This window comes from Streptomyces atroolivaceus, from assembly GCF_000717025.1.
GTDB lineage: Bacteria > Actinomycetota > Actinomycetes > Streptomycetales > Streptomycetaceae > Streptomyces > Streptomyces atroolivaceus.
Window position 1 is genome coordinate 1,246,276 of sequence record NZ_JNXG01000002.1, and the last position, 17,991, is coordinate 1,264,266.

Genomic DNA, 17,991 nt, shown 5'->3' on the forward strand with positions numbered 1-17,991 from the left:
GCGCTCACAGGCGGGCCTGCTTGAGCGCCATGTGCAGCAGCAGCCGGTCCTCGCCGTCGTTCAGGTCGAGGCCGGTGAGCTGCTGGACCCGGGCGAGACGGTAGTAGAGCGTCTGTCGGTGGATGCCCAGCTCGGCTGCGGTCCGGCTCGCCTGGCCCGCACGGTCGAGGAAGACCTCGGCGGTGCGGGCCAGTTCCGCGTGGGGCGGGGTCAGCAGGGGGCGGACGGCCTGGTCCGGTCCGGAGTCCGGGACGTGGGGCAGCGCAGCGAGGAGCCGGTAGGGGCCGATGGCCGACCAGTCGGCGACCGGGCCGAAGCGAGGTTCCGCCGAGGCGGCACGGGCGGCGCACAGGGCCTCGTGCCAGGAGTCGGCCAGTTCCGCCAGCCCCCGGCGTGCGGGGGCGAGGCCACCGGTCGCGGCGGTCCCGGCGGCGGTGCGCAGCCGCTCCGCGGCCGTCGTCGCCGGGTCGAGCGCCTCGGGGGAGCGCAGCCGGACCAGTGCGGCCAGCGCCTGGGTACCCGCTCCGGGCACCGCGGCGAGGGCCGCCGCCGAGGGCACCGTACGCACGGAAGGGGTCTCGCCCGGCCACGGCGTCACGCACACCACGGTGTGCAAACCGTCCGCGTCGGCGCCGAGGGCCTCGTGCAGCGCGGTCAACGCCATGTCGCGCTGCCAGCCGCGCCCGGCGACGAGCACCGCGCCGAACTCCCGGGAGAGGTCGGCGCCGGCCCGCTCCTCGTCGGCGAGCAGGGCGCCGATCCGGGCGGCGACGTCCGTCGCCGCGGTCAGCTGTTCGTCGGTCGGTCCCGGATCGGCGTCGAGCAGCCAGACGTAGCCCAGGACGACACCCCGATGGCGCACCGGGAGGCAGATGCGGTCCCGGAAGACCCCGGCCTCCGGGGCGGCCGGGATGCGGACCGGGCCCGTCGCGCGGGTGATGCCGAAGCCCTCGAACCACGCGCGGACCGCGGGGGTGGAGCGCCGGGTGAGGATCGAGCGCGTACGGACGGGGTCCATGGCCGTGTCGTCGTCACTGTCGTGGGCCCCGAAGGCGACCAGGCCGAAGTCGCGGTTCTCCAGGGTCGCGGGGGCGCTGAGCAGCGCGGAGATCTCGTCGACCAGCTCCTGGTAATCGCCCTTCACCCCGTCATTCTCGCATCTCTTCAGACAAATGTCTGAGATCCAGTACACGGATGCGTGACAGCTGTCGATGGCACGTGCCGACCGGGATCCCTAGATTTCACAGTGGTTCTCCGTGCCGTCCCGGTCTGTTCACATGTGTACCGGTACGGCCTCGTTCGTACTCCGTGGAGGTGCCCCGTGCTGGGTCCCGTGATTCTCGCCGCGTCACGCAGCGACAAGATGCGTCGTTTCATCTCGGCCGCGCCGGGCACCAAGCAGGTCGTCGACCGGTTCATCGCCGGCGAGAGCGTCGACCAGGTCGTTCCGGTCATCGAGGACGCGGCCGCCAAGGGCCTCGAGGTGACCCTGGACGTCGTGGGTGAGGACATCACCACCCCCGAACAGGCCGCCGCCGCACGCGACGCCTACCTGGAGCTCATCGGCCGCCTCGAGGAGCTCGGGCTCGGCGCCCGTGCCGAGATGTCCGTCAAGCTGTCGATGTTCGGCCAAGCGCTGGAGGGCGGCCACGAGCTCGCCCTCGCCAACGTCCGTCCCGTCGTGGAGGCCGCCGCCGCGATCGGCACCACGGTCACGCTGGACGCCGAGGACCACACCACCCTCGACTCGATGTTCACCATCCACGAGGAGCTGCGGAAGGACTTCCCGCAGACCGGCTGTGTGATCCAGTCCTACCTGTTCCGCACCGAGGCCGACGCCCGCCGCCTCGCCGCCGAGGGCAGCAGGGTCCGGCTGGTGAAGGGCGCGTACAAGGAGCCGGCCTCCGTCGCGTACCAGAGCAAGCCGGAGATCGACAAGGCGTACGTCCGCATCCTGAAGACGCTGATGCAGGGCGAGGGCTACCCGATGATCGGCTCCCACGATCCCCGTCTCATCGCCATCGGCCAGGAGCTCGCACGGCAGGCAGGGCGCAAACTGGATGAGTACGAGTTCCAGATGCTGTACGGCATCCGCAGCGAGGAGCACGTCCGGCTCGCGGCCGAGGGCCACCGGATGCGCGTCTACACGGCGTACGGCACCGACTGGTACGGATACTTCATGCGCCGCCTCGCGGAGAAGCCGGCCAACCTGCTGTTCTTCGGCCGATCCGTTCTCACCAAGGGCTGAACCAAAGGGCTGAACCAAGGGCTCCACCAGGGCTGACCCGCCCGGCCGACCAACCCACCTCAACCAAGGAGACAAGGCACTCATGGACGCTGTCACCCAGGTCCCCGCGCCGGTCAACGAGCCGGTCCACTCCTACGCCCCCGGCACCGCCGAGCGAGCCCGCCTGGAGGCGAAGCTCAAGGAGCTCGCCGAGAACCCGATCGACCTGCCGATGACCATCGGCGGCGAGAAGCGGATGGGCGGCGGCGCCCGCGTCGACGTCGTGCAGCCGCACAACCACAAGGCCGTCATCGGCACCTTCGCCGGCGCCACCGAGCAGGACGCGCAGGACGCGGTCGACGCCGCCCTCGCCGCCGCCCCGGCCTGGCGCGCGATGGCCTTCGACGACCGCGCCGCGATCATCCTGCGCGCCGCCGAGCTGCTGTCCGGCCCCTGGCGCGAGACGCTGGCCGCCTCCACGATGCTCGGCCAGGGCAAGACCGCCCAGCAGGCCGAGATCGACACCCCCTGCGAGCTCGTCGACTTCTGGCGCTTCAACGTGCACTACGCGCGCCAGATCCTCGCGGAGCAGCCCCCGGCCAACTCCACCGGCGTGTGGAACCGCATGGACCACCGCCCGCTGGAGGGCTTCGTCTACGCGATCACGCCGTTCAACTTCACCGCCATCGCGGGCAACCTGCCTACCGCCCCCGCGCTCATGGGCAACGTCGTCGTGTGGAAGCCGTCCCCGACGCAGACCCACGCCGCCGTGCTGCTGATGCAGCTCCTGGAGGAGGCCGGACTCCCCAAGGGCGTCATCAACCTGGTGACCGGCGACGGTATCGCCGTCTCCGAGGTGGCCCTGAACCACCGCGACCTGGCCGGCATCCACTTCACCGGCTCGACCCCCACCTTCCAGCACCTGTGGAAGACGGTCGGCAACAACATCGCCAACTACCGCACCTACCCCCGGCTCGTCGGCGAGACCGGTGGCAAGGACTTCGTCGTCGCGCACCCCAGCGCCGACCGCGCCGTGCTGAGGACCGCGCTGACCCGTGGCTCCTTCGAGTACCAGGGCCAGAAGTGCTCGGCGTCCTCCCGCGCCTACGTCCCCGCCTCCATCTGGAACTCCGGGTTCAAGGAGGAGTTCGCGGCCGAGGTCGACGGCATCACCATGGGTGACGTCACCGACCTGTCGCACTTCATGGGCGCCGTCATCGACGAGCGATCCTTCGCGAAGAACAAGGCCGCGATCGACCGCGCCGCCGCCGACCCGACCTGCACGATCGTCGCGGGCGGCACGTACGACGACTCCGTCGGCTACTTCGTCCGCCCGACCGTCATCGTCTGCGACGACCCGGCCAACGAGGTCTTCACCACCGAGTACTTCGGCCCGATCCTCGCCGTCCACGTCTACGAGGACGAGAAGTACGACACCATGCTGGAGCAGATGGAGTCGGTCTCCGACTACGCGCTGACCGGCGCGGTCATCGCCAACGACCGAGCGGCGGCCGCCTACACGATGGACAAGCTCCGCTACGCGGCCGGCAACTTCTACATCAACGACAAGTCGACCGGTGCGGTCGTCGGCCAGCAGCCCTTCGGCGGCGGCCGTGCCTCCGGCACCAACGACAAGGCGGGCGCCCCGCAGAACCTGCAGCGCTGGACGCTGACCCGCGCCATCAAGGAGACGCTGGTCCCGCCGACCGACTACACCTACCCCCACCAGGGCTGACAGCCCCCCGGGGCGCCCTGACCGGGCGCCCCGCACCACACTCCGCCTCCCGACCGGCTCCCCCCGCCGGCCGGGAGGCGGTTTCCATTCCCGGCCGGGGCCGTGAAGGACGCCCGTGCGGCTTCAGCCCTTCACGGTGAAGCCGGCCCGCAGGAGGGTGTCGTCGCAGGAGGACGGCCCGACCAGCAGCTCGAACGCGCCGGGCTCCACGACACGCCGGCCCGCCGCGTCCACGAGGGTGCACTCCGAGACCGGCAGTTCCAGCTGCACTTCGCGCGCCTCACCCGGGGCGATCGCCACCTGGCGGTAGGCCTTGAGCTCCTTCTCGGCCCAGGTCACGGACGTCACCGTGTCGCTGATGTACACCTGCACGGTCTCCAGCGCGGGCCGTGTGCCGGTGTTGCGGACGGTGACGCGGGCCCTCAGCGTGTCGCTCTCCCCGACGCTCGCCGTGAGGACCTCCAGTCCGGAGTACGCGACGGTCGTGTAGCTCAGGCCCTCGCCGAACACGAAGGCCGGACGCTGGGTGAGGTCGGCGTACCGGGAGCCGTGCTGGCCGCGGATCTGGTTGTAGTACGTCGGCTGCTGTCCCGCGTGCCGGGCGAAGGAGACGGGCAGCCGGCCCGAGGGCTCGACGAGGCCCAGCAGGACCTCGGCCACCGCCCGGCCGCCCTGCATGCCCGGGTTGAAGGCGTGCAGGACCGCGGCCGCGCCGAGGGCGGAGGGCGGGAGCACCAGCGGCTTCGAGCTGATGACCACGACGACGAGCGGCTTGCCGGTCGCAGCGAGTGCGTCGAGCAACGCGACCTGGTCGCCCACGAGTTCGAGCGTCGCGGTCGAACGCCCCTCGCCGACCAGCTCGATACGGTCGCCCACGACGGCGACGACGTAGTCGGCGGCTCCGGCCGCCGCGACGGCCTCCCCGATCAGCGCTTCGGAGGGCTCCGCGGGGACGACGACGTCCGGACGGGGCTGCCCGTCCGGGAAGAACTGCCCCTCCGGGTCGGGGCCCACGGTGAGGATCTCGGCGCCTCGCGCGTACGAGACCGTCCAGTCGGCGGGCGCGTGCTCGCGGAAGCCGTCGAGGACGGTACGGATCATGGCGCGCGGCTGGCCGTCCGGGAGCCAGTCCACCTGGCCCGACGAGCCTGCCCAGTCGCCCAGTTGGGTCTGCGCGTCGTCCGCGTTCGGCCCGATGACCGCGACCGTGCGGGGGCTGGGGGCCCCGGCGGCCCGCCCGTCGTCCCCCGCTGTCGAACCGCCGGCCAGCGGCAGCGTGCCGTCGTTGGTCAGCAGCACAAGCGAGCGCCGGGCCGCCTCCAGGTTCAGTGCGGCGTGCCCGGTGCTGCCGATGATCTCGGCCTGGCGGGCGGTGTCGGGGCGGCGCGGGTTCTCGAACAGGCCGAGCTCGAACTTGAGTGTCAGGACGCGACGCACGGCCGCGTCGATCTCGGCCTCGCTCAGCGTGCCGTCACGGACCGCTTCCAGGGCGCCCTCGAAGAACCCCTCGGTCGCCATCACCATGTCGTTGCCCGCGCGGACCGCCGCCGCGGCGGCCTGAGCGTAGTCGGCGTACACCTTCTGCTCCCACACCATGCGGCCGACGTTGTCCCAGTCGGTCACCAGCGTCCCGGTGTAGCCCCACTCCTCGCGCAGCACGTCGTTGAGCAGCCAGTCGTTCACCGTGATCGGTACACCGTCCATGGACTGGTAGCCGAGCATGAACGTCCGGCAGCCCTCCCTGGCGACCCGCTCGAACGGCGGCAGGAACCAGGACCGCAGCTTGCGCCGTGAGATGTCCGCCTCGCTGGCGTCCCGGCCGCCCTGCGTCTCGGAGTACCCCGCGAAGTGTTTGGCGGAGGCCAGGATCGCGGTCGGGTCCGCCAGGCCGTCACCCTGGTAGCCCCGCACCATCGCCGACGCCAGCTCCCCGATCAGATGAGGGTCCTCGCCGAACGTCTCGCTGACCCTGCCCCAGCGCAGATCCCGGGTGATGCAGAGGACCGGTGAGAACGTCCAGTGCACGCCGGTCGCCGCGACCTCCACCGCCGTGGCCCGCGCGATCCGCTCCACCAGCTCCGCGTCCCAGGTGGCGGCCATGCCGAGCTGGGTGGGGTAGATCGTGGCGCCCTCCCAGAAGGAGTGCCCGTGGATGCAGTCCTCCGCGACCAGCAGAGGGATGCGCAGCCGTGACCGGTCGGTGAGCTCCGCGGCCTCCAGGACGCGCTCGGGCGAGGTGTGCAGGATCGACCCCACGTGCAGGTCCTCGACCAGGTGCCGCACCCCTTCCTTGGCGTTCAGCTGGAGCATCTGGCCGACCTTCTCGGGCAGCGTCATGCGCCCCAGGAGATCGGCGACCCGCTCCGCCACGGGGAGCGTGGGGTCGAGGTAGGGCAGGGAGGGGGACACGGGGGGTCCTTTCGCGACACGGTTCGCCTTCACCATAGAGTCAATACCGACCACCTGGTAAGTATCTCCGGGAATTCGGAATCCCCGGGGGTGGATCCACCGGCGGGCACCCCCCGGGGGGTGCATCCTTCGTGGGACCGAAGGGGAACCAGACACACCGAAGTGCCGGCCGGACCGGCGCCGACGCACCGGGAGAGTGGCGAGTGACGGCCGAAGCGCCCCGTGGCTACGCGAAGGGCCGCGCGAAGCGGCGAGAGATCCTCGGCCAGGCCATGGCCCTGTTCGGCGAGGCCGGCTACCGGGGCGCGTCCCTGCGGGTGATCGCCACCCGGTGCGGCATCTCGCACACCGGCCTGCTGCACCACTTCCCGACCAAGGAAGCGCTGCTGCTCGCCGTGCTCGCGCACCGCGACGACGTGGACGACGAGTGGCTCTCGCTCGGTGGCACCTCGGGCGTCGATCGGCTGCGGCGGTTCGTCGAGCTGGCCGCGCTGAACTCCGCACGGCGCGGGATAGTCGAACTGTTCTCGGTGGTCTCCACCGAGGCGACGGCCGCCGACCATCCGGCCCACGCGTACTTCGTGCGCCGCTACGAGAACTCCGTCGCGGGCGCCCAGCTCGCCTACGGGCAGGCGTGCCAGGAGGGCGCGCTGCGCGCCGGCATCGCACCCGACGCCGCGGGCAGGCAGCTGATCGCCCTGATGGACGGGCTCCAGGTGCAGTGGCTGCTCAGCGACTGCGCCACGGACATGGCCGGCGTCCTGCGCGCGCACATCGAGGCGCAGCTCACCGTGGAGTTCTGAGCCCGGCGGCGCGGTCCGAGGGCTCCGCCGTCTCAGATAGTAGGAAGTCCGAGTATCTGTAGAGACAGATGGCTCGTGCTGGCCTAGCTTTGTAGGAGCCGAACGAATCGCTGATCCAGTGACCGGCGTGTGCGAGCGTGCCCGATGCAGGCAACCCCTGCGGCACCGCTCCCCGCCCCTTCAGGCGCTTCGAAATCCCGATCTCGACATCCGTTGTGCGAAGTCCTGATCCCGAAATCCATGCGATCTCAAGGAGTCGATCCCTCATGGCCGAGACCACTGTCCGCCGCGTCCGTCACACCCCCCGCCCCGCCGAGTCGGAGCGCAAGAACGCCGCCGTAGCCCTGCAGCGGGCCCTGGACCGCCGCGACAACGGCGGGTCGACCGGCCACTGAGGGCGGCATCCCGCCTCGTGGCGTGCGCCCCGTACGGCATCGGCCGCACGGCGTCGGACGCGCCGCCCGATGTCCGTATCGTGGACGTCGAATGTCATGGGGTGGGACGGACGGTTAGGGTGCCTCCATGTCTCGCAGCATCGATCTCGCAGTGATCCCCGGCGACGGTATCGGCCAGGAGGTCGTCACCCAGGGCCTCAAGGTTCTCAACGCTGTTCTCCCGCAGGATGTGAAGCTGGAGACCAAGGAGTACGACCTCGGCGCCCAGCGATGGCACCGCACCGGTGAGACCCTCCCCGACGCGGAGCTCGAAGCGCTCAAGGGCCACGACGCCATCCTGCTGGGCGCCATCGGGGACCCGTCCGTGCCCTCGGGCGTGCTGGAGCGGGGGCTCCTGCTGAAGCTGCGCTTCGCCTTCGACCACTTCATCAACCTGAGGCCGTCGAAGCTCTTCCCGAACACCGCCACCCCGCTGGCCGGCCGCCCCGAGATCGACTTCGTCGTCGTCCGTGAGGGCACCGAGGGCCCGTACACGGGCAACGGCGGGTCCCTGCGGACGGGCACCGAGCACGAGGTCGCCACCGAGGTCAGTGTCAACACCGCGTACGGCGTCGAGCGAGTCGTGCGTGACGCCTTCGCGCGTGCCGCCGCCCGTCCGCGCAAGAAGCTGACGCTGGTCCACAAGAACAACGTCCTCGTGTACGCCGGGCACCTGTGGAAGAACACCTTCGACAAGGTCGCGGCCGAGTTCCCCGAGGTCACCACCGACTACCTGCACGTCGACGCGGCGACGATCTTCTTCGTCACGCAGCCGGAGCGCTTCGACGTCATCGTCACCGACAACCTCTTCGGTGACATCCTCACCGACCTCGCCGCAGCCGTGACCGGCGGCATCGGCCTGGCGGCGTCCGGCAACATCAACCCGACGGGTGCCTTCCCGTCCATGTTCGAGCCGGTGCACGGCACCGCGCCCGACATCGCGGGCCAGGGGAAGGCCGACCCGACCGCCACGATCCTCTCCGTCGCCCTCCTGCTGCGCCACCTCGGCTACGAGGCCGAGGCCGCGCGCATCGAGGAGGCCGTCTCCGCCGACCTCGCGGAGCGTGACGGGCAGAGCGCGCGCACCACCGACGAGATCGGCGACGCGCTCGCGGTACGCGTAGCGAGCTGACCCGACGTCTCCACTTCGAAGCCGCCGGGTCGCAACCGCACCCGGCGGCTTCACCTTGCGGTCTCCGGGTGCCACCATCGACCCTTGGACCGCGTTCGCGCGTCGCGTGAGCGTCACCGTGAACGCCGCCGCAAACACGTCATTTCGTGCAGAGCCGCCCCCGGGAGATAATCGAACGCGGGACCGTGGCTCGCGGTGGTGCTCGGACGTCCTACGACCTGCCCCGGCAGTTGCCGGGGCGGAAGCGGACGTGAGCGCGGTCCATCACACACAAGACCGGTGAAGGACACGCACTCATGACGACGCCCACGATCGAGCTCAAGCCCTCCTCCAACCCGCTGTCCGACGCGGAGCGCGAGGCGATCCTGGCCAGCCCCGGCTTCGGCCGCCACTTCACCGACCACATGGTGACGATCCGCTGGACCGAGGGCCGCGGATGGCACGACGCCCAGCTCGTGCCGTACGGGCCGCTGTCGATGGACCCGGCCAACATGACGCTGCACTACGCGCAGGAGATCTTCGAAGGCCTCAAGGCCTACCGGCAGCCCGACGGCACGGTCGCCACCTTCCGCCCTGAGGCCAACGCAGCCCGCTTCCAGCGGTCCGCCGCCCGGCTCGCGATGCCGGAGCTGCCGGTCGAGACCTTCATCGAGGCCTGTGACGTCCTGGTCCAGCAGGACCAGGCCTGGGTCCCGGCGCACGGCGGTGAGGAGTCCCTCTACCTGCGCCCGTTCATGATCGCCGCCGAGGTGGGTCTCGGTGTCCGTCCCGCCAACGAGTACCTCTTCCTCGTGATCGCCTCGCCTGCCGGCGCCTACTTCCCCGGCGGTGTGAAGCCGGTCTCGATCTGGCTCTCCCAGGACCGGGTGCGCGCCGTTCCCGGCGGCGTCGGCGACGCCAAGACCGGCGGCAACTACGCCGCCTCCCTCCTCGCCCAGGCGGAGGCCGCGGCGCAGGGCTGCGACCAGGTCGCCTACCTCGACGCCGTCGAGCACAAGTGGGTCGAGGAGCTCGGCGGCATGAACCTCTACTTCGTGTACGGGCAGGAGGACGGCGGCAGGCGGATCGTCACCCCCACCCTCACCGGCTCGCTTCTCGCCGGCATCACCCGTGACTCCCTCCTCACCGTGGCCCGTGACCTCGGTTACGCCTCCGAGGAGGGCCGCGTCTCCATCGACCAGTGGCGCGCCGACACCGAGAACGGCACCCTCCTCGAGGTCTTCGCCTGCGGTACCGCCGCCGTCATCACGCCCGTCGGCACCGTGAAGTCCGCGGACGGCGAGTGGGTCCAGGGCGACGGCGCCCCTGGCGAGGTCACCATGAAGCTGCGGGACCGCCTGCTGGACATCCAGCGCGGCATCGCCGAGGACTCCCACGGCTGGATGCACGAGCTCGGCTAGTCACCGGGTCGTACCCGCGAAGTATTCGCCAGGTATCCGCGAAGGCCGCGTCCCGACCAGGGGTGCGGCCTTCGTCGTCCCCCGGGTTTTGAGCGCTGCTCAAACCCGGTTAGAGTGCTGCTCCAACCAGGAGGTGCGGTGACGTGCGACTGACCCCGACCGAACGCGACAGGCTGCTGCTCTTCGGCGCGGCCGAACTGGCCAGGGCCCGCCGCGCCCGAGGCCTGCGTCTCAATGTCCCCGAGGCGACGGCTCTGATCGCGGACACCGTGTGCGAGGCGGCCAGGGACGGACGCAGGCTGGCCGAGGCGATCGAGGCCGCCCGTGCCGTGCTGGGGCCGGACGACGTGCTGCCGGGAGTGGCCGACGTGGTCACCGAGGTGCAGGTGGAGGCGGTGTTCGACGACGGCTCCCGGCTCGCCGTCGTCAGCGGACCTCTCGTCGGCGGCACCCTCGGTGACGACGCCCCCGGCGCACTCCTCCCCGGCCCGGCGGTGCCCGGTCAGGAGCCCGCGGCCCGGCTCACCGTCCGCAACACCGCGACGGTCCCGGTCAGCGTGACGTCCCACTTCCACTTCTTCGAGGCCAACCCCCGGCTCGACTTCGACCGCGCGGCGGCGTACGGGATGCGGCTGGGCGTACCCGCCGGTTCCTCCGTCCGTTTCGGCCCGGGGGAGACGGCCGAGGCGGCTCTCGTCCCGATCGGCGGCGACCGCGTCGCCATCGGCTTCGCGGGGCTGGTCGACGGGCCCCTGGACGCGCCGGGAGCGAAGGAGGAGGCGCTGCGCAGAGCGGCGGCCTGCGGCTACCTCGGAGCGGGGGAGGGGAACTGATGGATCCGTACGAGTACGCCTCCGTGCACGGGCCACGCGCCGGGGACCGGGTCAGACTCGGCGACTCCGGGCTGACCGTCCGCGTGGAGGCCGACGCCCAGAAGCAGGGGGACGAGTTCCTCGCGGGCTTCGGGAAGACGGCCCGCGACGGCCTGCACCTCAAGGCCGCCGCCGTCCGGGAGACCTGCGACGTCGTCATCAGCAACGTACTGGTCATCGACGCCGTGCTGGGCATCCGGAAGGTCTCGGTCGGTATCCGCGAGGGCCGCATCGCCGCGATCGGCCGGGCCGGCAACCCGGACACCCTCGACGGTGTCGACGTGGTCGTCGGCACGGGCACGACCATCGTGTCCGGCGAGGGCCTGATCGCGACCGCTGGCGCCGTGGACCCGCATGTCCACCTGCTCTCACCGCGCGTCATGGAGGCCTCGCTGGCCTCCGGCGTCACCACGGTCATCGGCCAGGAGTTCGGCCCCGTATGGGGTGTCGGCGTCAACTCCCCGTGGGCGCTGCGTCATGCCTTCAACGCCTTCGACGCGTGGCCCGTCAACATCGGCTTCCTGGGGCGCGGTTCGTCCTCCCACGGGGCGCCGCTCGTGGAGGCCCTCGCCGAGGGCGGCGCCTGCGGGTTCAAGGTCCACGAGGACATGGGCGCCCACACCCGTGCCCTGGACACCGCCCTGCGGGTCGCCGAGGAACACGACGTACAGGTCGCCCTGCACAGCGACGGGCTCAACGAGTGCCTGTCCGTCGAGGACACCCTGAGTGTGCTCGAAGGCCGCACGATCCACGCCTTCCACATCGAGGGCTGCGGCGGCGGACACGTCCCCAACGTGCTGAAGATGGCGGGAGTCCCCAACGTCATCGGGTCCTCCACCAATCCGACGCTCCCGTTCGGCCGGGACGCGGTCGCCGAGCACTACGGGATGATCGTCTCCGTCCACGACCTCAAGACGGACCTGCCCGGCGACGCCGCCATGGCACGCGACCGGATCAGGGCCGGGACCATGGGCGCCGAGGACGTGCTGCACGACCTGGGGGCCATCGGGATCACCTCGTCCGACGCGCAGGGCATGGGACGGGCGGGCGAGACCGTACGCCGCACCTTCGCCATGGCCGCGAAGATGAAGGCCGAACTCGGCCCGATGGAGGGCGACGGCCCCGGTGACGACAACGCCCGTGTGCTGCGCTACATCGCCAAGCTCACCGTCAACCCCGCGATCGCCCACGGCCTCTCGCACGAGGTCGGCTCCATCGAGACCGGCAAGCTCGCCGACATCGTCCTCTGGCGACCCGAGTTCTTCGGTGCGAAGCCCCAGCTGGTCCTGAAGTCCGGCTTCCCCGCCTACGGAGTCACGGGCGACCCCAACGCCGCCACGGACACCTGCGAACCTCTCGTGCTGGGGCCGCAGTTCGGCGCGTACGGTGCCACGGCCGCCGACCTCTCCGTCGCCTTCGTCGCGGAGGCCGCCGCCCAGCTGGGTGCCGATCTCATGCCCACCCGCCGCCGCAGGGTCGCGGTACGGGGCACGCGCGGTATCGGACCCGCGGACCTGCGCCTCAACTCCCGCACCGGGGAGGTCGGCGTCGACGGCGACACCGGCCTCGTCACCCTCGACGGCGAGCCACTGCGCTCACCGGCCGCCGAATCCGTCTCCCTCAACCGCCTCTACTTCCTCTAGGACCGCCATGACCTTCCGTATGCCGCCCGAGTGGGCCCCCCACGAGCGCACCTGGATGGCCTGGCCGGGCCCCAACCCCACCTTCGCCACCGCTGCCGAGCTCGACGAGGCGCGTGGTGCGTGGGCCGCCGTCGCACACGCCGTACGCCGCTTCGAGCCGGTCACCATGATCGTCGGGCCTGGTCAGGAGGACAGTGCCCGCGAACTCCTCAACCCGGACGTCGAAACGGCCGTACGCCCCCTCGACGACGCCTGGATGCGGGACATCGGACCGACCTTCGTCATCGACCCCGAGGGGCGGCGACTCGCGGCGGTGGACTGGACGTTCAACGGCTGGGGCGCCCAGGGCTGGGCCCGCTGGGAGCACGACCGGCACATCGCGCGTGGCGTCGCCGAGCTGGCCGGAGTGCCCGTGCACAGCTCGCCGCTGGTCAACGAGGGCGGCGCCGTCCATGTGGACGGCGAGGGCACCGTGCTGCTCACCGAGACGGTCCAGCTGGGCAAGGAGCGCAACCCCGGCTGGACCCGGCAGGAAGTCGAGGACGAGATCCACACCCGCCTCGGCACCGAGAAGGCGGTCTGGCTGCCGCGCGGCCTGGCCGGCGACTACGGCACGTACGGCACCCTCGGCCACGTCGACATCGTCGCCGCCTTCGTCCGTCCCGGCGTCGTCGTCGCCCACGTCCAGCCCGACCCCTCCCACCCGGACCACGCGATCACCCGTGAGACGGTCCGGATCCTGCGGGCCGCCACCGACGCCCGGGGCCGTCCGCTGGAGGTGGTGGAGATACCCGCCCCCACGGTGCTGCGGGACGCCGACGGCGAGTGGGCCGACTACTCCTACATCAACCACTACCTGTGCAACGACGGCGTGATCCTCTGCGCCTTCGACGACCCCAGGGACGAGGAGGCCGCCGCCGTCTTCGCCGACCTGTTCCCCGGCCGTACGGTGACACCCGTCGACGCCCGTACGATCTTTGCCGGTGGTGGAGGCATCCACTGCATCACGCAGCAACAGCCCAGGATCTGAGACCGTGCCCAGTACCCCGCGCCGCCGCAACATCGCCCCGCCCCGGGAGGACGTGCTCGCCGCCGTGATGGCCACCGTCGCGGAACGCGGACTCGACGGCCTCACCATGGCCGGGCTCGGCCGCGAGGTCCACATGAGCAGCGGGCACCTCCTCTACTACTTCCGCACCAAGGACGAGCTGCTGCTGCAGACCCTGGAGTGGAGCGAGGCACGGCTCGGTGCCGGACGCCGGGCCCTGCTCGCCGGGCCGGGCACCGCTCGCGAGCGGCTCGACGCCTACATCGCGCTGTACGTCCCCGACGGCCACCGCGACCCGCACTGGACGCTCTGGCTGGAGGTCTGGAACCGCTCGCAGGGCGCCGACGACGACGCCCGCGCCCGGCAGGCGGCCATCGAGGACGCCTGGCACCGCGATCTCGTGGAGCTGCTGTCCGAGGGCATCGCGCGCGGTGAGTTCCGTGCCGTCGACACCGGCCGGGCCGCGACCCGGCTGCGGGCCCTGATGGACGGGTTCAGCGTCCACGTCACCGTCGGCATCCCCGGTACCGGACGGGACCAGGTGCTCGAGCAGATGCGCGTGTACGCGGACGAGACACTCACGCCCCCCGGGGCGTCCGGCGGTGCGGCCGAGGTCCCGCCCGCATCCTGAGACGGGCCGGGACCCGGGGGCGCCGCTGTGCCACACTGCGTGTGTGTCCTCGTTCGCCATGATTATCGGCAGCAGGCGCGCCGGTCCGCAGTGACCGTCCCGTACCACCACGTACGGAACGGACATCGTGCCCCAGACCCGCGCGCAGACCTCTCGCACCCGCGAGGGGTTTTTTCGTTTTCCGGCCCACACCACGGCCGGGGCGAGGCACGCGAGATGATGGGGGCAAGTGGAGCCGATTCGTCCGGATCCGCTCACCCGACAGGAGTCAGATCAGCATGACCACCAAGGCCAAGGCCCCCGACGACACCTTCCATGTCTTCGACACCACCCTGCGCGACGGTGCGCAGCGTGAAGGCATCAACCTGACGGTCGCGGACAAGCTGACCATTGCCCGGCATCTGGACGACTTCGGCGTGGGCTTCATCGAGGGAGGCTGGCCCGGCGCCAACCCCCGCGACACCGAGTTCTTCGCCCGTGCCCAACAGGAGATCGCCTTCGAGCACGCCCAGCTCGTCGCGTTCGGCGCCACCCGCAGGGCCGGCGGCAAGGCCGCCGAGGACCCACAGGTCCAGGCGCTCCTCGACTCGGGTGCCCCGGTGATCACGCTGGTCGCCAAGTCCCACGACCGTCATGTGGAACTGGCCCTGCGCACCACCCTGGACGAGAACCTGGAGATGGTCCGCGACACGGTCTCCCATCTCCGCGGGCAGGGCCGCCGGGTCTTCGTCGACTGCGAGCACTTCTTCGACGGATACCGCGCCGACGCCGAGTACGCCAAGTCGGTCGTGCGCACCGCCCACGAGGCCGGCGCCGACGTGGTCATCCTCTGCGACACCAACGGCGGGATGCTTCCCGCCCAGGTGCAGGCCGTCGTCTCGACCGTCCTCGCCGACACCGGCGCACGGCTCGGCATCCACGCCCAGGACGACACGGGCTGCGCCGTCGCCAACACCCTGGCCGCCGTGGACGCGGGCGCCACCCATGTGCAGTGCACCGCCAACGGATACGGCGAGCGGGTCGGCAACGCCAACCTCTTCCCGGTCGTCGCGGCACTGGAGCTCAAGTACGGCAAGACCGTCCTGCCCGAGGGCGCCCTCGCCGAGATGACCCGCATCTCCCACGCCATCGCCGAGGTCGTCAACCTCACGCCCTCCACCCACCAGCCGTACGTGGGTGTCTCCGCCTTCGCCCACAAAGCCGGACTCCACGCCTCCGCGATCAAGGTCGACCCGGACCTCTACCAGCACATCGATCCGGAGCGCGTCGGCAACACCATGCGGATGCTGGTCTCCGACATGGCGGGCCGCGCCTCCATCGAGCTCAAGGGCAAGGAGCTCGGCATCGACCTCGGGGGCGACCGCGCACTCGTCCAGCGGGTCGTCGAGCGGGTCAAGGAGCGGGAGCTCCAGGGCTACACCTACGAGGCGGCCGACGCCTCCTTCGAGCTGCTGCTGCGTGCCGAGGTCGAGGGCAGGCCGCGGCGCTACTTCCGCACCGAGTCCTGGCGGGCCATCGTCGAGGACCGCCCCGACGGGACCCACGCCAACGAGGCGACCGTGAAGCTCTGGGCGAAGGGCGAGCGGATCGTCGCCACGGCGGAGGGCAACGGCCCGGTCAACGCCCTGGACCGGGCGCTGCGCGTCGGCCTGGAGCGGATCTACCCACAGCTCGCCAAGCTCGAGCTGGTCGACTACAAGGTCCGCATCCTGGAGGGCCGCACCGGTACCGAGTCCACCACCCGGGTGCTCATCACCACGGGCGACGGCACCGGCGACTGGGCGACGGTCGGCGTGGCCGAGAACGTCATCGCCGCGTCCTGGCAGGCGCTGGAGGACGCGTACACCTACGGCCTGCTGCGGGCGGGCGTCGAGCCGACCGACTGATACGGCCCGCCGGTCCGCCCTACGGGAAGGGTCCCGTTCTCCCTCCGCCGTGCGGACCGGCCCCGTCCCGCGCGAGCCGGACACGGCGTCACGTGGCCCGGACGGTGCAGGCAGGCCGGATCGCCGTACGTGAAGCGGCTGCCCGCCCGGAACCCGAGGGCCAGGCGATGAAGACGGCGGCCGCCGACCTTGCTGGTCTTCCTCCGGCCGATCCCCGCCGGACGATCGCTCCGGGTCCTCCCGTCGCCGGGCGGGCGGGCCCGCTTAAGAAAGGACACATGTTCATGGCTCTTCGGGTTCTCGTCGTCGGCGGCGGGCTGATGGGGGCGGCTGCCGCCTGGCGCCTCTCGGCGCGCGGCCACCGGGTCACCGTGCTGGAGCGTTTCGGCCCGGGGCACGACCGCGGCAGTTCCTACGGCACCTCCCGGATCTTCCGGGTGGCGTACCCGGAGCCCTCGTACACGGAGCTGGCGCTACGGGCGCTGCCCCTGTGGCGGCGGCTCGAGGAGGAGAGCGGGCAGTCGGTGCTGACGCTCACCGGGGCCGTCGACCACGGCTCGCCCGAGACGGTGTCGAGGCTGGCCGACGTGCTGGCCGGAGCCGGCCGGTCCGCCCGGCGTCTGTCCCCCGGCGAGGTGTCCGACCGGTGGCCGGGTCTCCGGGCCGACACCACCGCGCTGTACCACCCGGACGCCGGCCGACTGCATGCCGACGACGCCGTGTCCGCGCTGCTGAAGGCGGCCGGCCAGCGAGGCGCCGAGGTACGGCACGGGGTGGGCGTGACCGGGATCCGCCATTCCCGGCACACCGGGGACGGGGTCACCGTGGTCACGGATGCCGAAGAGGCGCTGACGGCGGACGCCGTGGTGGTCGCCGTGGGCGGCTGGGCGCCCGGTTTCCTGCCGGCCCTGGTGACCGGCCTGCCACCGATGCGTGTCACCCAGGAGCAGCCGTTGCACTTCCCGGTACCGGACGCGCTGGACTGGCCGTCGTTCATCCACCACCCGGGGGCCGGTTTCCACCAGCCGGGCGGCGTGTACGGGCTGGGCAGCGTGGACGGCGTCAAGGTCGGGCTGCACGGGGTCGGGCCGGTCGTGGACCCCGACCACCGCGACCGTACGCCCGACCCGGCGGCCGTCGAACGGCTCCGCGCCTACGCCGAGGAGTGGCTGCCCGGGGTGGCCGGCACGGAGCCGACCTCCCTCACCTGCCTTTACACCACGACACCCGACGAGGACTTCGTCATCGACCGGCAGGGCCCGGTCACCGTGCTGGCGGGCTTCTCCGGACACGGATTCAAGTTCGGTCCGGTCATCGGCGACATGGCCGCCGACCTGGTCGAGGGACAGCCCGGCACAGCCCGGTTCGCCCTCGGCCGGGCGACGCCGGCGCGCTGAGCACCCGGCCGGTTCTCCCTCGGGCGGCGAACCGGACACACGCACGGTGCCGACGGGCCAGGAGGCCGGGTCCCGGCCGCTCAGGGCCGGTGCCAGCGCGGTGGCAGGCGATGACGCCGGCCTTCCCGGAGCGGCGTGCGTGGAGAGCAACGTAACGAGCGCGGCGCCCGGCGGCGTCACGCGCGCACGCTGAGCCGGCCCCCGGGTGGGGGACCGCATCCGTGCCGCCATCCGGACCAGGGAATCACCGCTCAGCTACGGCGAGCGGTGGCCGGGCCGGACCCGACCCGGCAGAGCGGGCACCGGCGCCCCGTCGACGAAGCCGTGGGGTGTGTACGCCGATGCCGCGCCCGGGACCCGTTGCAGGTGTACAG

The 17,991-nt window shown here is 71.6% G+C and carries 14 protein-coding genes; 12 read left to right on the forward strand and 2 right to left on the reverse strand.

Features of this window, described 5'->3' with window-relative positions; genetic code table 11:
* Window positions 1-4 precede the first annotated feature (4 nt).
* Window positions 5-1,144, reverse strand: coding sequence for a PucR family transcriptional regulator (locus OO67_RS08915; protein ID WP_033298551.1), 1,140 nt, complete (start codon window positions 1,142-1,144; stop codon window positions 5-7).
* A 177-nt stretch (window positions 1,145-1,321) separates the two neighbouring features.
* Here OO67_RS08915 and OO67_RS08920 point away from each other — a divergent pair, with 177 nt between their 5' ends.
* Together OO67_RS08920 and pruA are read left to right on the forward strand one after the other, a co-directional pair.
* Window positions 1,322-2,248, forward strand: coding sequence for a proline dehydrogenase family protein (locus tag OO67_RS08920; protein WP_033298552.1), 927 nt, complete (start codon window positions 1,322-1,324; stop codon window positions 2,246-2,248).
* 82 nt (window positions 2,249-2,330) lie between these two features.
* On the forward strand, window positions 2,331-3,962 hold the full coding sequence (gene pruA / locus OO67_RS08925; RefSeq protein WP_033298553.1) for an L-glutamate gamma-semialdehyde dehydrogenase: 1,632 nt from the start codon (window positions 2,331-2,333) through the stop codon (window positions 3,960-3,962).
* Between the two features lie 123 nt (window positions 3,963-4,085).
* Here pruA and OO67_RS08930 read toward each other — a convergent pair whose 3' ends face one another.
* The gene (locus tag OO67_RS08930; protein WP_051709215.1) at window positions 4,086-6,407 is read right to left on the reverse strand and encodes an exo-beta-d-1,3/1,6-glucosidase; all 2,322 of its coding nucleotides are present in this window, start codon (window positions 6,405-6,407) and stop codon (window positions 4,086-4,088) included.
* A 167-nt stretch (window positions 6,408-6,574) separates the two neighbouring features.
* On the opposite strand from OO67_RS08930, the gene OO67_RS08935 reads away from it, so the two are divergent.
* From OO67_RS08935 to OO67_RS08975, 10 genes are all read left to right on the forward strand, one after another.
* Window positions 6,575-7,174, forward strand: coding sequence for a TetR/AcrR family transcriptional regulator (locus OO67_RS08935; protein WP_033298555.1), 600 nt, complete (start codon window positions 6,575-6,577; stop codon window positions 7,172-7,174).
* A 266-nt stretch (window positions 7,175-7,440) separates the two neighbouring features.
* Complete coding sequence (locus tag OO67_RS40445; protein WP_279626892.1) at window positions 7,441-7,569, forward strand: hypothetical protein; 129 nt, start codon at window positions 7,441-7,443, stop codon at window positions 7,567-7,569.
* 127 nt (window positions 7,570-7,696) lie between these two features.
* Window positions 7,697-8,740 carry a 3-isopropylmalate dehydrogenase gene (locus tag OO67_RS08940; protein ID WP_033298557.1) on the forward strand — a complete coding sequence of 348 codons (1,044 nt, stop codon included), beginning with the start codon at window positions 7,697-7,699 and terminating at the stop codon, window positions 8,738-8,740.
* A gap of 296 nt (window positions 8,741-9,036) precedes the next feature.
* Window positions 9,037-10,140, forward strand: coding sequence for a branched-chain amino acid aminotransferase (locus tag OO67_RS08945; RefSeq protein WP_033298559.1), 1,104 nt, complete (start codon window positions 9,037-9,039; stop codon window positions 10,138-10,140).
* A 143-nt stretch (window positions 10,141-10,283) separates the two neighbouring features.
* Window positions 10,284-10,973, forward strand: coding sequence for an urease subunit gamma (gene ureA, locus OO67_RS08950; RefSeq protein ID WP_033298561.1), 690 nt, complete (start codon window positions 10,284-10,286; stop codon window positions 10,971-10,973).
* Window positions 10,973-12,655 (forward strand): urease subunit alpha, encoded by a 1,683-nt coding sequence (locus OO67_RS08955; RefSeq protein ID WP_033298562.1) that lies wholly within the window; start codon window positions 10,973-10,975, stop codon window positions 12,653-12,655. The genes ureA and OO67_RS08955 overlap by 1 nt, the downstream gene beginning before the upstream one ends.
* A 7-nt stretch (window positions 12,656-12,662) precedes the next feature.
* Window positions 12,663-13,685 carry an agmatine deiminase family protein gene (locus OO67_RS08960; protein ID WP_033298563.1) on the forward strand — a complete coding sequence of 341 codons (1,023 nt, stop codon included), beginning with the start codon at window positions 12,663-12,665 and terminating at the stop codon, window positions 13,683-13,685.
* Between the two features lie 4 nt (window positions 13,686-13,689).
* Window positions 13,690-14,334, forward strand: a complete 645-nt coding sequence (locus OO67_RS08965) for a TetR/AcrR family transcriptional regulator (protein WP_033298564.1) — start codon at window positions 13,690-13,692, stop codon at window positions 14,332-14,334.
* 278 nt (window positions 14,335-14,612) lie between these two features.
* Window positions 14,613-16,220 carry a citramalate synthase gene (gene cimA, locus OO67_RS08970; RefSeq protein WP_033298565.1) on the forward strand — a complete coding sequence of 536 codons (1,608 nt, stop codon included), beginning with the start codon at window positions 14,613-14,615 and terminating at the stop codon, window positions 16,218-16,220.
* 284 nt (window positions 16,221-16,504) lie between these two features.
* Window positions 16,505-17,617 carry an FAD-dependent oxidoreductase gene (locus tag OO67_RS08975; RefSeq protein ID WP_078597774.1) on the forward strand — a complete coding sequence of 371 codons (1,113 nt, stop codon included), beginning with the start codon at window positions 16,505-16,507 and terminating at the stop codon, window positions 17,615-17,617.
* Window positions 17,618-17,991: the final 374 nt, after the last annotated feature.

Bases quoted from the DNA above. Each gene is read 5' to 3' on its own strand.
- OO67_RS08940 (WP_033298557.1), top strand. From the start codon at position 7,697: ATGTCTCGCAGCATCGATCTCGCAGTGATCCCCGGCGACGGTATCGGC.
- pruA (WP_033298553.1), top strand. From the start codon at position 2,331: ATGGACGCTGTCACCCAGGTCCCCGCGCCGGTCAACGAGCCGGTCCAC.
- OO67_RS08930 (WP_051709215.1), bottom strand. From the start codon at position 6,407: ATGGTGAAGGCGAACCGTGTCGCGAAAGGACCCCCCGTGTCCCCCTCC.
- cimA (WP_033298565.1), top strand. From the start codon at position 14,613: ATGACCACCAAGGCCAAGGCCCCCGACGACACCTTCCATGTCTTCGAC.
- OO67_RS40445 (WP_279626892.1), top strand. From the start codon at position 7,441: ATGGCCGAGACCACTGTCCGCCGCGTCCGTCACACCCCCCGCCCCGCC.
- OO67_RS08955 (WP_033298562.1), top strand. From the start codon at position 10,973: ATGGATCCGTACGAGTACGCCTCCGTGCACGGGCCACGCGCCGGGGAC.
- OO67_RS08975 (WP_078597774.1), top strand. From the start codon at position 16,505: ATGGCTCTTCGGGTTCTCGTCGTCGGCGGCGGGCTGATGGGGGCGGCT.
- OO67_RS08960 (WP_033298563.1), top strand. From the start codon at position 12,663: ATGACCTTCCGTATGCCGCCCGAGTGGGCCCCCCACGAGCGCACCTGG.
- OO67_RS08945 (WP_033298559.1), top strand. From the start codon at position 9,037: ATGACGACGCCCACGATCGAGCTCAAGCCCTCCTCCAACCCGCTGTCC.